This is a genomic window from Agrobacterium bohemicum (assembly GCF_001562555.1).
Lineage (GTDB): Bacteria > Pseudomonadota > Alphaproteobacteria > Rhizobiales > Rhizobiaceae > Agrobacterium > Agrobacterium bohemicum.
In genome coordinates this window covers 373022-386912 of record NZ_KQ961026.1, presented here as the reverse complement: position 1 = coordinate 386912, position 13891 = coordinate 373022, and the positions used below count along the sequence as shown (strand labels likewise).

Annotated in this window: 12 protein-coding genes and 1 tRNA gene; 5 read left to right on the top strand and 8 right to left on the bottom strand. The window is 55.8% G+C overall.

The annotated features are described in order from the left end of the window. Positions 1-76 precede the first annotated feature (76 nt). From argE to ATO67_RS09140, 5 genes are all read right to left on the bottom strand, one after another. The gene (argE, locus tag ATO67_RS09160) at positions 77-1201 is read right to left on the bottom strand and encodes an acetylornithine deacetylase (RefSeq protein ID WP_067647222.1); all 1125 of its coding nucleotides are present in this window, start codon (positions 1199-1201) and stop codon (positions 77-79) included. A gap of 144 nt (positions 1202-1345) precedes the next feature. Continuing rightward, positions 1346-2146, bottom strand: coding sequence for an ABC transporter ATP-binding protein (locus ATO67_RS09155; RefSeq protein WP_067647219.1), 801 nt, complete (start codon positions 2144-2146; stop codon positions 1346-1348). Then, entirely contained in the window at positions 2143-3177 is a 1035-nt protein-coding gene (locus tag ATO67_RS09150; RefSeq protein WP_425352195.1) for a FecCD family ABC transporter permease, read from the bottom strand. The genes ATO67_RS09155 and ATO67_RS09150 overlap by 4 nt, the downstream gene beginning before the upstream one ends. Before the next feature lie 2 nt (positions 3178-3179). Next, entirely contained in the window at positions 3180-4223 is a 1044-nt protein-coding gene (locus ATO67_RS09145; RefSeq protein WP_067647212.1) for a FecCD family ABC transporter permease, read from the bottom strand. Further along, positions 4223-5224, bottom strand: coding sequence for an iron-siderophore ABC transporter substrate-binding protein (locus ATO67_RS09140; RefSeq protein ID WP_067647208.1), 1002 nt, complete (start codon positions 5222-5224; stop codon positions 4223-4225). The genes ATO67_RS09145 and ATO67_RS09140 overlap by 1 nt, the downstream gene beginning before the upstream one ends. Positions 5225-5453: 229 nt before the next feature. Between ATO67_RS09140 and ATO67_RS09135 the strand changes: the two genes are divergently transcribed. Further along, positions 5454-7571 carry a TonB-dependent siderophore receptor gene (locus ATO67_RS09135; protein WP_067647204.1) on the top strand — a complete coding sequence of 706 codons (2118 nt, stop codon included), beginning with the start codon at positions 5454-5456 and terminating at the stop codon, positions 7569-7571. Between the two features lie 41 nt (positions 7572-7612). Here ATO67_RS09135 and ATO67_RS09130 read toward each other — a convergent pair whose 3' ends face one another. Next, positions 7613-8506 carry a helix-turn-helix domain-containing protein gene (locus tag ATO67_RS09130; RefSeq protein WP_103088404.1) on the bottom strand — a complete coding sequence of 298 codons (894 nt, stop codon included), beginning with the start codon at positions 8504-8506 and terminating at the stop codon, positions 7613-7615. 333 nt (positions 8507-8839) lie between these two features. On the opposite strand from ATO67_RS09130, the gene ATO67_RS09125 reads away from it, so the two are divergent. Further along, positions 8840-9130 carry a hypothetical protein gene (locus tag ATO67_RS09125; protein ID WP_067647198.1) on the top strand — a complete coding sequence of 97 codons (291 nt, stop codon included), beginning with the start codon at positions 8840-8842 and terminating at the stop codon, positions 9128-9130. 38 nt (positions 9131-9168) lie between these two features. Continuing rightward, the gene (locus ATO67_RS09120) at positions 9169-10377 is read left to right on the top strand and encodes a low temperature requirement protein A (RefSeq protein WP_067647195.1); all 1209 of its coding nucleotides are present in this window, start codon (positions 9169-9171) and stop codon (positions 10375-10377) included. A 138-nt stretch (positions 10378-10515) separates the two neighbouring features. Here ATO67_RS09120 and ATO67_RS09115 read toward each other — a convergent pair. Both ATO67_RS09115 and ATO67_RS09110 read right to left on the bottom strand, forming a co-directional pair. Beyond that, a tRNA-Ala gene (locus ATO67_RS09115) sits at positions 10516-10591 on the bottom strand. A gap of 152 nt (positions 10592-10743) precedes the next feature. After that, complete coding sequence (locus ATO67_RS09110) at positions 10744-11130, bottom strand: TIGR02300 family protein (RefSeq protein ID WP_067647192.1); 387 nt, start codon at positions 11128-11130, stop codon at positions 10744-10746. Positions 11131-11360: 230 nt separating this feature from the next. Between ATO67_RS09110 and cmk the strand changes: the two genes are divergently transcribed. Further along, positions 11361-11993 carry a (d)CMP kinase gene (gene cmk / locus ATO67_RS09105; RefSeq protein ID WP_067647189.1) on the top strand — a complete coding sequence of 211 codons (633 nt, stop codon included), beginning with the start codon at positions 11361-11363 and terminating at the stop codon, positions 11991-11993. Between the two features lie 168 nt (positions 11994-12161). Next, positions 12162-13862, top strand: a complete 1701-nt coding sequence (gene rpsA / locus ATO67_RS09100; protein ID WP_067647186.1) for a 30S ribosomal protein S1 — start codon at positions 12162-12164, stop codon at positions 13860-13862. Positions 13863-13891: the final 29 nt, after the last annotated feature.

Below are 13891 nucleotides of genomic sequence, written 5' to 3'. Positions count from 1 at the left end.
TCGAAACTGGCGTGTTTCCCACGGCAGGATGAACTGAAGCGGTAATAGTTCTCAGCATATCCCACTTATTTCGGGTTCAGGCGCTCAATCGCTTGCCCAGATTTACCAGCATGCTGCGGCAGGCGGATAGCTCATCGCGGGTTATGAACTCGTTTGCCTTGTGCGCGCGGGCAATATCTCCGGGACCGCAGATAATACTGTCGATGCCTGCCGCCTGATAGAGCCCGGCCTCTGTCCCGTAACTCACAGCCGCCAACGGCTCGATGCCCGTCAACTCATGCATCAGGGTCGTCAGCGGCGCATCGACGGCTAACGAAAGTGCCGGATATTCGCTCAACATATCGAATGTCGTCTCAAAGCCGTGAACCCGCAATGCCTCGCTTGCCCAGCGCAGAGGTTCAATCAGGCTTGCGGGTGAAACCCCGGCAATCGCCCTTGCCTCGATGTCCGCAACACAGAGATCCGGGATGATGTTGACCGCTTGACCACCGCTGATCTTGCCGACCTGAAGCGAGGAGTAGGGTGGTTCGAAATTGCTATCGAAAGGGCCTTGTGTCAGCGCGCTTGCAGCATTCACGGCACTTGCCAATATCTCGATCATGGCATGGATGGCGTTCAAACCCTGATCAGGCCGCGAGGAGTGGCCGGACCGTCCCTTGACGGTAATCCGTGCTGCGGCTTTGCCTTTGTGGGCTCGAATGGCGCGCAGACCGCTTGGTTCACCAACGATGCACATATCTGGAAGAGCGCAGAGCGTGGGGATGAGTTTAATGAGATGTGGCACACCCTTGCAGCCAGCCTCCTCATCATAGGAAAAGGCAAGATGGACCGGCCGCTTCAGGGGCATTTTTGTAAAGTCTGGAAGGGCCGCAAGTGCACAGGCCAGAAAGCCTTTCATGTCGCTGGTGCCACGCCCGTAGAGCCTGTCTCCATCCGCACGAATTGAGAAGGGGCCAGATGCCCAATCCGATTCACCTGCCGGAACCACGTCCATATGGCCGGACAGTATGACACCGGAAATATCGCGCGGGCCGATTGTCACGAAGAGATTGGAGCGGTCTCCCTCGGGGCCTAACGCCGTCGTTACCTCGGCTCCGTGGCTTCGGGCATAATCGGCAATCCAGTGCACGATATCCGCATTGGGTTGACCCACCACCGATGAGAACGAAACCAGTTGTTCCAATATGTCGAATTCCGCCATCGCTGCCTCGCGCCGTTTACGCCAAGATAGAGCGTTGGCATATCGAAACGTACCGAATATTTCTTCGCTTTGATGGAAACTGCTGAAAGGCGCGCGGATTCGAACAATTTATTTGGTGCAGATGTCGAAAGTCTCTGCCCGCCCTCAGGACGTCATGCGATGACGCCCGATGGGAAGCATGATGGGCCTGCCCGATGTCGGGTCTGCGATGATGCGGCTTTCCAGCCCGAAGACATCGCGGACGTTCTCTTCGGTCAAAACCTGTTCAGGTGTGCCGATAACATGCAGACGCCCTGCAGCCATCGCCACCAGATGGTCGGCATAGCGGGCGGCGAGATTGAGGTCGTGCAGCACCATGACGATGGTCGTGCCCCTGATATGGTTGAGGTCCGTGAGGAGATCGAGAACCTCCACCTGATGGCTGATATCCAGAAAAGTCGTCGGCTCGTCCAGCAGCAGAATTTCCGTTTGTTGCGCCAGCGCCATCGCAATCCAGACTCGCTGCCTCTGGCCACCCGAGAGTTCATCGACGGCGCGCTCTGCCAATTCAAAAGTTTTCGTCGCTTCAAGGGCTGCCGCTACCGCCTCATCATCCTTACTCGTCCAGCGTGACAGCAATCCCTGATGTGGATGTCGACCGCGGCTGACGAGATCGGCGACGGTTATGCCTTCCGGCGCGATGGGAGATTGCGGAAGCAGCCCCAATGTCTGGGCCAGTTTTTTCGGTGGCGTGGAGTGAATGGATTTGCCGTCCAGAAAAACATGGCCGTGGCGTGGGGTAATCAGCCGCGACATGGTGCGCAGCAATGTGGATTTGCCGCAAGCATTGGCTCCGACGATGACGGTGATCTTGCCTTTGGGAATGGCGAGGTTCAAATCTTCCAGAATCACATTATCGCCGTAACCGGCGGAAAGCTTGCTGGCAGTCAGGGAATGAGCGGTCAAAGCGAGCCTCCGGTCCGGTTGACGCGTATGATGAGAAAAATCAGATAGGGCGCGCCCAGCGCGCCTGTTACCACACCGACCGGATAACGGCTTGGCAGCAAGAATTGGCCGACATAGTCCCCCGCCAGCACCAGCAGAGCGCCGATCAAAGCGGACGGAATGAGCAGCGAGCCGCTATTGCCGACAATGCGGGCTGCAATCGGCCCCGCAAGAAACGCCACAAAGGCGATAGGCCCGGTCACCGCCGTTGCAAAGGCGATCATCCCGACGGCTGCGACGATCACGACGATGCGCGTGACGCCGAGGCGTACGCCAAGCGCCGCTGCCGTATCATCGCCCAGCCGTAATGCTTCCAGATCCCGCTGGCGGCTGAGCAGCAACCCGCCGAAAACGATCAATCCCAGTAAAAGCGGAAGCGCTTGAGAAAGCTGTGCGCCGTTGACGCTTCCCGTCAGCCACCGCATTGCCTCTTGCAGGTTCCATGCGGGTGCAGTTGAGAGGATGTAGGCGATGATGCTTTCCAGCATTGCGGAAACGCCGATGCCGACAAGGATGAGCCGTGTTCCGGCAACGCCGTTGCGCGAAGACAGCGCGTAGACCGACAGCGCGACACCCAACCCGGCGACCACGGCAAAGACTGAGACGATCGGCCCCTTCAGTGACAGAACGACGATAGCGAAAACGGCTGCGGCGCTGGCACCGGAACTGATGCCGATAATATCAGGGCTGGCCAGCGGGTTGCGCAGCATGATCTGAAACGCCACGCCGCCAAGCCCGAAGCTCAGCCCTGCCAGCACGGAAAGAAGGGCGCGCGGCAGCCGCAACTGGCCCACCGTAAAACTGGCGCCAGCGACATCTTTGCCCATCAGAACCCGCGCTACATCCACAGGCGGCGTAAAGGACTGGCCGAGAACGAGGGCCAGACAAAAGATCGCAATCAACAGGACCGTGAGAATGGATATAACGGTCACGCGTTTGCGTGCATGTCTGTTGCGATTTTCAACGAGGGACGTGATGATGGGAGACAGCATCGTCATAGCTCTCGCACCCTTTGGCGTCTGACGACCCAGATGAAGAACGGAGCCCCGATGAGCGCGGTGACGATGCCGACATCGAGCTCGGCAGGGCGCGAGATGATGCGCCCGACAATATCAGCGGCAAGCAGAAGGCCAGCGCCACCGAGTGCCGAGAACGGCAACAGCCAGCGATGATCGACCCCCACCAGAAGACGACACAGATGCGGCACGACCAGACCCAGAAAGCCGATTGGTCCGCAGACCGCCGTCGTTGCGCCGCACAGAAGAATGGCGCCGAGGGCTGAAAATGCGCGGGCCGTGGCCACACGCTCCCCAAGGCCCGCGGCCAGTTCATCCCCCAGAGCCAGTGAGTTGAGCTTTCGTGCCGACAACATGCTGATAAGAAAACCGACGGCGAGAAACGGCAGAACGTGCCAGATGCGCTCGAACGTCGCGCCGCCAACGCCGCCGATCTGCCAGGAGCGAATACCGCCCGCGATATCGTTTCGCGGCAGCACGACTGCGATGACCAGCGAGGAGAAAGCGACGGATGTTGCCGCCCCGGCGAGCGCCAGTTTGAGCGGTGTTGCGCCGCCCCGACCAAGCGAGCCTATGGTGTAAACGAAAACAGCTGCAGAGCCTGCGCCGAGGATGGCGGTCCAGATGAAGGCATTGGCCGAATCTATGTTGAACCATGCAACGCCGATAACGACAGCAAGCGACGCACCCATGTTCACACCCAGAATGCCGGGATCAGCCAACGGATTGCGCGTGACCCCCTGCATGATGGCGCCGGAAAGCCCCAGGGCAGCGCCTGCAACCAGCGCCAGCACGGTTCGCGGGATGCGAACCGCAACCGCTGCCTGACCGATATTGTCCACCTGACCACTCAGCGCCGCAAATACATCGCCCCAGGCCACATCGCGGGTGCCTATTGCCACGGACAAGGTGCAAAGCAGGCAAAGCGTAGCAAGCAGACCCATGAGCCAGAGTGACAGGACGCCATTTGACCGCTTTATGAGATCACGAGCCGATTTTTGCCTGACGTATCTGAACGCCATTATTTTCCAGCCGACTTTTCAACCGCTTGGGAAAGCAGCGCGACATAGTCTTTCAGGACCCAGGAAATCGAAAGAGGGGTGGGATTGGCGGCAGTTCCCAAAGGATTTCGGCCAAGCATGACAATCGACTTATGCTCGACGGCTGGCATTCGGGACAAAAGCGGATCGGCCTGTACCGCATCAAGCAGGGGCTGGCCGCCATAGGTGACGACAATATCCACATCATCGAACGCATCCACGCGTTCTGCGCTAACTGCTGCCGCGAACTGGCCGGGTTTGGTCGCCTCTCTCACGCTTTTGGGCGACGTCAAACCCAGATCGCCAAAGAACTTCACGCGGGAATCATTGGCGGTATAGAAGTTGACGGTGCTGAGATTGCTGGCGTCCAGATGCGTCACGAACATTGCCGACTTGCCTTTGAGCTGAGGAAAACCAGCAACGACATCGGTAATTTCTCCTTCAATCCGCTTGATCAGGGCTTCGCCTTCCTTGGCCATTCCCATGCCCGTGCTGTTGAAGCGGATCATATCGCGCCAATCCGTTGCCCATGCCGACTGCGGATAGGCGACAACAGGAGCGATCTGGCTCAACGTGTCGTAATCGGATTGGCTGAGCCCTGAATAGGCCGCAAGGATGACATCCGGCTTGGTCGCGGCCACCGCTTCGAAATCAATGCCGTCTCCCTCATCGAAAAGCACCGGCTTCTCAGCGCCAAGCGTTTTCAGCTTTTGCGCTACCCAGGGAAGCACGCCATCGCCGTCATCATCACCGAAATTAGCGGCGGCAAAACCGACAGGCACGATACCGAGCGCCAACGGGACTTCATGGTTGGCCCATGCAACGGTCGCGACCCGCTGTGGCTTTTTTTCAATCGTCGTGGTGCCCAAAGCGTGTTTGATGACGATTGGATATGAGGTTTCGTCCTGTGCAGAGGCACTGCTGAAAGCGATCAGGGACAGAAATGTTACAATTGGCGCAAAAGCGCGGACGAAGCGCAGCATCGGCGAAACCTCTGGATATTAAAAGTTGACTTCCCGTCTCAGCTTCACCGCTGAACGTCAAGACCGATGTGAGAACCCGCCGCCAAGAGCGACGAAGTTTCCGTGGTTTTCTACAAAACCGTGGAATTGTACAATACCAGACAAACATCCTCAAGTTATCTGCACGACAGGGGGCGCCGGAGTTTCGCCGAGCTGCCAGACATTGCAACACGACTTCTGGAATTTGATCATGATGAATGACACGACAAGCGCAGGCCGGGCAACCTCGCAACGCGGCTATCGCAAAGCTGTATTGCTGGGCTGTACGGCCCTCGTCGCGTTGGCGCCGGTACGGCTGCTGGCTCAAGATGCGACAAGCCAAAGCAGCAGTACGGTTCTAGAAACGATTGTCGTTCAAGGCGCCGGTGGCGATGATAATGAGAAGTCGATTGTGGCAAGGCAGACGACGGGTGCCGGAAAGATGCCGAGCGATGTCCTGACGACACCGGCCTCCGTTTCCGTCATCACCGCCAAGGAAATCAAGGAGCGCGCCGCCACCAGTGTCGAACAGGTTGTGCAATACACAGCCGGTGTTGTTACGGATTTTTACGGTTCGGATGATCGTTGGGATTTCTTCGATATCCGAGGCTTCACGCCTTATACCTATCGGGACGGACTGGCCATTGGCAGGACGTTCGGCGGAGTTCGGGAAGAACCTTTTGCATTCGAGCGTATCGAGGTTCTCAAAGGGACAAGTTCTACCAGTTTCGGATCAGCCGAACCCGGTGGGGCGGTGAATTATGTCACCAAATTGCCAAAGAGTGAGCGCTTCGGGGAAGCTTACGTAACCGGTGGCTCGTTCAATCATAAAGAAGTAGGATTGGATTTTGGTGACAACATCACCGAAGACGATACGCTTTCCTATCGCCTGACCGGTAAGTTTCAGGACGCAGACGCGGAATACGACCACTCGAAGGATAACGAGAAGTTCATCATGGGCGGCCTGACATGGCGGCCTACGGACGTCACGAGCCTATCGTTTGTCTTCGATCATCTTAACAAGGATGGTGTACCTGGTAGTGGCGGGCATCCTCTCGGTTCAGACTTCGACAGGAGCAAATTTTTCGGCGAACCAGATTACTACTTCAATAACACCAACCGCAATACCTATAGCTTGATGTTCGATCACGACCTTGGTGATGGATTTAGCTTCGGTTCTAAAGCGCGGTATAGCGATACGAACACTGGATTTGGGAGTGCCTATCTGGGTCTTGCAAATACGCCAGGAGCAAATCCTCTGAACCGTTATTTCTTCGGCAGCGACAAATCCTCCGAGCAATTTGTTATTGATGCAAACCTTAAATATGAGAGGGACTTCGACAATTTCGAGACCCGCACGCTCATTGGCGTCGAATACAATAACTTCAAATCGGAGGAAGCCAGCCTGTATGGTGCTGCGCCGACGATTGACCCCACAAATCCCATTTATGCTGGTGGTCCCAGTATTGGGCTTACGCCCGGAAATGGGAACGATCAGACAACGAAGGCAATTTATCTCCAGCAAGATATCACTTACCAAGACAGGCTCACCGTGAGCTTTGGGCTGCGTAACGACTGGCTTGATCTTAGCCAAACACAATTGTCGTCTGGCGCCACGACGTCCGATGATCACAGCGAACTCAGCAAAAAGATTGGCCTTAGCTACAAAATTACTGAGGAATTCGCAGCCTTTGCAAGCTACGCTGAGTCAGCAGCGCCACCCGGCATTGGCACGGAGCCTACAACCGGTAAACAATACGAAGTGGGTGTAAAATATCAGCCGGACGCTTTCCCTGCGATGTTTACCGCGTCGCTATATGACCTGACCAAGGAAAACTTCACCGTTTATGACAGTGTTAGCTATGTACCTGCAACGGTTGATAAAATCCGCCACCGAGGTCTGGAACTCGAGGCCAAGGCAGAGGTAACGGACAATATTGAGCTGGTCGCGGCCTATAGCTACATCGATTCCAACATTGAGGAGCCCGGCGGTGCAAATGATGGACATCGCCTCATGCGCGTCCCCAAACATGTCGCTTCGATTTGGGCAACCTATACGCTGGAAGGTCAGGGTGTTCGCGGCGACATGACGTTCGGTCTCGGTGCGCGTTACATGGACAGTTACTTTACGAACATTGAGAATACAATCGCTTCAGAAAGCGCAGTGCTATTCGACGCAGCATTCACATACAAAATCAAGGAAAACACGACGCTGCAGCTCAACGCGAGCAATCTGTTCGACGAAAAACATATCGCGAGCAAAGATTCTGGTGGACAATATTACAACCCGGGCCGTGCGATTTACGCCACACTGCGCCAGACCTGGTGACGTAAATGGTCCATCCGTATTCATGCGGATGGACTTACTTATCAATCGACCCGCCGCATACGACGCCATGCGGCGGGTGTTTCGCCCGCTACCTGTCTGAAGGTCTTCGTCAGGTGCGCTTGGTCGGAAAATCCGAGTTGCGCTGCAATCGCGGCGACGGTGAGATCGCTTTCTGCCAGCATGTTCTGGGCAAGACGAACGCGTTTGCCGAGTTGCCACTGCAGCGGTGTCGTGCCAGTCGTCTGCTTGAAGACGTTGGCAAACCAGCTTTCCGAAAGACCAACCGTTTCGGCCATTTCGGCAACAGTCATGCGGTAGTCGGCCCGTGCATTCACCACCGATATCAGCTTGTTCATCTGTGCCTGTGTCAGCCGGGCATTCGTCCGGTCGTCGGCCTCGCCGTTGATATCAAGCAGACCGGCAACGATGCTGCCAACGAGGTTTTCGGCATAGACGGCATGTTTGGACGGGTTGGAAAGTTCATCCACCAACAGGCTGGCCAGCGTCTCAATCGCCCTCGTATCCTGAATTTCGACCGGCCTTCGCAAGGCACAAAGCGCAAGGGATGTGCCGACAGATGGAGACAGGTATTTTAGCACCTTGTCCCTGTGCAGGTGAATATCCAGGTGGGAGAAACGATGAAACGAGGTGAAACTTGTCCACAGTGGCACACCCGCAGGAACATAAATGGCGCGTTTCATCGGTCTATAATGCGCCGCGCCGCTGCTTTCGCGGTTTGCCATAACAATGTGTGGCGACACGTCATTAAAGAATATGACGATACGTGGGTCAGGCGAAAGATAGTAACCCGTTGCTCCCGCATGCCCTTCCGCGTCCCAGAACACACTGACCAAACCGTCGAGGCCGCGCCATTTGGCGGGCGCGATTGCGCGAATACCGTCCGTGAAGGAGGTCATCGAGTGAAGATACGTCACAATCCTGAACTCGTCTTGTTTGGTCTGAAGAGTGGCAAACCCCCAGCGCGCGACCCGCGCTCAGGCAATGGCCAGACATGCGTCATATTATGACGCTAATTATCATGTTTCTGAAGTTTAGCAAGTTTGGATGCGATGCCTGCCGCATGCGCCGCGGCAGAAGTTTGAGGAATGGCGTAAAATCAGGGGACGCAAATCCCGTGTAGTCGATTCGCAAGCCAGCTTTTCACGAGATGTCTTCTTCGATTATCGACTTGATCGAACATATGGAACCAAATCGCCGTCTGTTGTGTTGTTGAGCCAGAAAAGCTCAATACATTCAGGAGATTGTTGATGAACCGGGTTGCCGTTGGCGCCGCCGTGGGCGCTGTTGTTTGTTTCGTGACGGCCGCAATGGCGCAGGATATCGAAGTCAGTAGCCTTGATATCAAGCATACGCAGAACATCCGCGAAACCACCGGTTCGAATGTAGCAAAGCATGGCTATATCGTTGACGTTAGCGGCAAGCAGGTCCGGCTGGTAGGTCCACGTTTTTTCCCCGATAATTCGAAGGGTGTCGCGCTTTTCGGTCGCAATCGAGCGCTGGCGCGGGAAGAGGCACGGTCGCAGATCGCCGCGAAATAACCGACTAGATAAACTGACGTGCAGGGGAAAATGTGAATATGGGGAAATCGGCCGAGCCTTCGGACGTCAAGACGGACCCGAAGTGGTACCTGATACGGCAGAAAGATGCCGAAGCGGGTAAGCCGACATTTCCCGAATTGTTCTTTGATCTCGTTTTCGTCTTCGCGCTCATCCAACTCTCGCATACGCTTGCCAAAGACTTTGGCTCTACGGCGTTGCTGGAAGCCGCCATCATCATCTTGGCGCTTTGGTGGTTGTGGGTGCAAATCACGTGGCTGACAAACCTCCTCAACACCGAAGCAGGGCTTGTACGGCTTTTCCTCTTTGCCATGATGTTTGCAGGCGTCCTGCTGGCAATTTCACTGCCCAAAGCCTTTCATGATCAGAGCTTCACTTTCGCCCTTATCTATAGTGGCATGCAATTGATGCGATCGGCCTTCGCGCTGTATGTTTTCAAAGGCGTCGATCATGAAAATTCGCTGACCTTCGGCCGCATGGCCCTGTGGCTGGCCGTTTCCAGCGTCTTCTGGATCATAGGCGGGTTTTCCGGGCAGTTGGAATGGCAGATCGTCTTCTGGGCCATCGCAATCGGTATCGAATATCTCGGTCCGGCTCTGAAATATTACTTTCCCGGCCTCGAAACCGGGAAGGAAGAAAAGCTGCATCTCTCGGGAGAACATCTCGCAGAACGATGCGCTCTCTTCGTCATCATCTGCCTTGGCGAGACGGTTCTGACGACCGGACGCACCGCGACCGACCACATGAGCTCCAGTCTCAGCTTTGTCGTGTTCTGCTCGGCCTTCGCCAGCACGGTCTTGATGTGGTGGATTTATTTCCATCACGGCCAGGAAAAAGTGTCTGAAAAGGCGGAAGAAACCGCCGAGCCTGAAAAGATTGGCCATGCACTCTTCAATTACGGCCACTTGCCAATTGTCGCCGGCATCATATTAACCGCAGTCGGGGAAGACTTCAGCCTGTCGCACAGCCACGACCCTTCCACCCTGCGCGAAGCATTGGCGATCATCGGTGGCCCCATCCTGTTCCTCGCCGGAAACATCGGCGTCAAGATCGCCGCATCCTACATCCGGCCCATATCGCATTTCGCCGGAATTGGTATCCTCGTCGTGCTGCTCTTCTTACAGGGGTTACCCCTGTATGCGATGCAGATTTCTGCAGTGAGTGTTCTGTTGCTGGTCGCGGTATGGGAATATGTGGCGTTGAAAAAACACGCTCCGAAAGTGGCCTGATCCAACAGCGCGGCGTTCTGTCCGCCTAAAATTCGGCCCAGCCCGGCTCACGCATTCGTATTGACGACAGACGTGTTCAGCGTGACGTCATTATCTGCCAAAAATAATGGTATCTATCAATATTTAGTCTGGGAAGTTTGGTGGAGCTAAGCGGGATCGAACCGCTGACCTCTTGCATGCCATGCAAGCGCTCTCCCAGCTGAGCTATAGCCCCATAAGGGTTCCGGTATTCTTAATCCGGTTCCGGGAACCGAAGCGGTTGATTGCGTTCGGTGGCGGCTTGATACTTCTGCTTATGGAAGATGGCAAGCCGAAAAGTTCGCCCGACGACATTTTTTTGACGCCGGGCGATGAATTCTGTGGAAATCAGGTTTCGTCGTCGTCGCTTACGCCGATGATGCCGGAAACGTCATCGTCGTCTTCGTCTTCGTCCGCTTCCAGGAACGTGTCGTCGTCATCGTCAAGCTCGACATCGTCGTCGCCTTCGATGTCAGGAATGTCGTCACCGCTGGCGTCGGCGTCGGCATCTTCAAGAGGTACCAGTTCGACTTCCGTATTTTCGGTATCGACTTCGGCCACTTCTTCCTCTTCAGCCTGTTCTTCCATCTTCTTGGCAGCAGTCGTTTCCTCGAAGAAGGAAAGCGGCCAGGATTTGCCCGAATAGGGAGAAACGATTGGGTCGCGGTTCAGGTCGTAAAATTTCTTGCCGGTATCGGGATCTGTACGCTTGGTTCCAAGGTCCACTTTTGCCACTGTCTAAGCCTCGAATTGTGAGATGAGTTCGGTGTTTACGCCGTATTTCCGGCAGTAGACGGTAAAATTCTAGCCGGTCCCATTAATCGCTGATGTCTTTCCTGTCAAAGATAAACTTTATAAGCCGCGCAGACAGGCATTGGTCCAACGTCTCTTGATGATCCATCTCGCGACTTATAATAACCCTCTATTGGGCAATCTGGCCAAATCCAAAGCGGAATATAGCTATAATGACATTCACGATCGCTATCGATGGACCAGCCGCTGCCGGCAAGGGAACGCTTTCACGGCAGATTGCCGAGGTCTACGGGTTTCATCATCTCGATACCGGGCTGACCTACCGCGCCACGGCGAAGGCTTTGCTGGATGCAGGCTTGCCGCTGGATGACGAGGCGATAGCCGCAGAGATCGCGCTCGGGCTCGATTTGTCCGGGCTGAACCGTGAGGTGCTGGCGAAACACGAGATCGGCGAGGCCGCGTCCAGGGTTGCCGTCATGCCCGCTGTTCGCCGTGCGCTTGTGGAGGCGCAGCGCGCCTTTGCGGTCAGGGAGCCGGGAACGGTGCTCGATGGTCGTGATATCGGCACCGTGGTCTGCCCACTAGCGCCGGTGAAGCTCTATGTGACGGCATCGGCGCAGGTCCGTGCGCGGCGCCGCTATGAAGAGATTGTCGCGACGGGTGGCGCTGCGGATTACGACGCCGTTTTTGCGGATGTGAAAAAGCGTGACGAGCGCGATATGGGACGTCGTGATAGTCCTTTGAAACCAGCTGAAGACGCGCACTTGCTAGATACGTCGGAAATGGGTATAGAGGCGGCGTTTCAAGCAGCGAAGTCGATTGTCGATGCCGCCTTGAATAAATGACATTTGCGGGGAACCGGCACGTCCGGTCCCTGTTTATACTGGAATATCCCGAAAGCATGTCCTGCGCCGGAAAGCCTCAAAATGTAAGAGGCGGGCATGGATTTTGGGAATCATCAACGCGAACCCCCGGCGCTTTGTGTTCATTCGTGGACACTCTCAGGAGATTGAATGTCAGTAGCTACCCCCACGCGCGACGATTTCGCAGCCCTGCTGGAAGAGTCCTTTTCGTCCAACGACCTTGCTGAAGGCTATGTAGCCAAAGGTATCGTCACGGCGATCGAAAAGGACGTAGCGATCGTCGACGTTGGCCTCAAGGTTGAAGGCCGCATCGCGCTCAAGGAATTCGGTGCACGTTCGAAAGACGGCGGCCTGAAGGTCGGCGACGAAGTTGAAGTTTACGTTGAGCGCATTGAAAATGCTCTGGGCGAAGCCGTTCTGTCGCGCGAAAAGGCTCGCCGCGAAGAGAGCTGGGTCAAGCTCGAAGCCAAGTTCGAAGCTGGCGAACGCGTCGAAGGCGTTATTTTCAACCAGGTCAAGGGTGGTTTCACCGTCGATCTGGATGGCGCTGTTGCGTTCCTTCCACGTTCGCAGGTCGACATTCGTCCGATCCGCGACGTTACACCGCTGATGCACAACCCACAGCCGTTCGAAATCCTCAAGATGGACAAGCGTCGCGGCAACATCGTTGTTTCGCGTCGTACGGTTCTAGAAGAGTCCCGCGCCGAGCAGCGTTCTGAAATCGTTCAGAACCTCGAAGAAGGCCAGGTTGTTGACGGCGTCGTCAAGAACATCACCGATTACGGTGCGTTCGTTGACCTCGGTGGCATCGATGGCCTGCTGCACGTCACGGATATGGCTTGGCGTCGTGTCAACCACCCTTCGGAAATCCTCAACATTGGCCAGTCGGTCAAGGTTCAGATCATCCGCATCAACCAGGAAACCCACCGTATCTCGCTCGGCATGAAGCAGCTCGAGTCTGATCCTTGGGATGGCATCTCTGCCAAGTATCCAGTTGGCAAGAAGATTTCCGGTACCGTTACGAACATCACCGACTACGGTGCATTCGTTGAGCTGGAGCCAGGCATCGAAGGCCTGATCCACATCTCCGAAATGTCCTGGACCAAGAAGAACGTACATCCCGGCAAGATCCTGTCCACAACACAGGACGTCGACGTTGTGGTTCTCGAAGTCGATCCTTCCAAGCGTCGTATTTCGCTGGGCCTCAAGCAGACCCTCGAAAACCCATGGCAGGCATTTGCATTCAGCCATCCAGCCGGCACTGAAGTCGAAGGCGAAGTCAAGAACAAGACCGAATTCGGCCTGTTCATTGGTCTCGAAGGCGACGTTGACGGCATGGTTCACCTGTCTGATCTCGACTGGAACCGTCCAGGCGAACAGGTCATCGAAGAATACAACAAGGGCGATACCGTAAAGGCTGTTGTTCTTGACGTTGACGTCGAGAAGGAACGCATCTCGCTCGGCATCAAGCAGCTCGGCAAGGACGCTGTTGGCGACGCCGCAACGATTGGCGAACTGCGCAAGAACGCTGTTGTTTCCGCTGAAGTCATCGGCGTGAACGAAGGCGGCATCGAAGTGAAGCTCGTGGCCCACGAAGACCTCACATCCTTCATCCGCCGCAACGACCTGGCCCGCGATCGTGACGATCAGCGCCCAGAGCGTTTCTCGGTTGGCCAGGTTCTCGACGCCCGCGTCGTCAACTTCTCCAAGAAGGATCGCAAGGTCATGCTTTCGATCAAGGCTCTGGAAATCGCAGAAGAGAAGGAAGCAGTTGCTCAGTTCGGTTCGTCCGACAGCGGCGCTTCGCTCGGCGACATCCTTGGCGCGGCTCTGAAGAACCGCGGCGAGTAATCGTCCAGATCATCTGAAATAAGAAACCC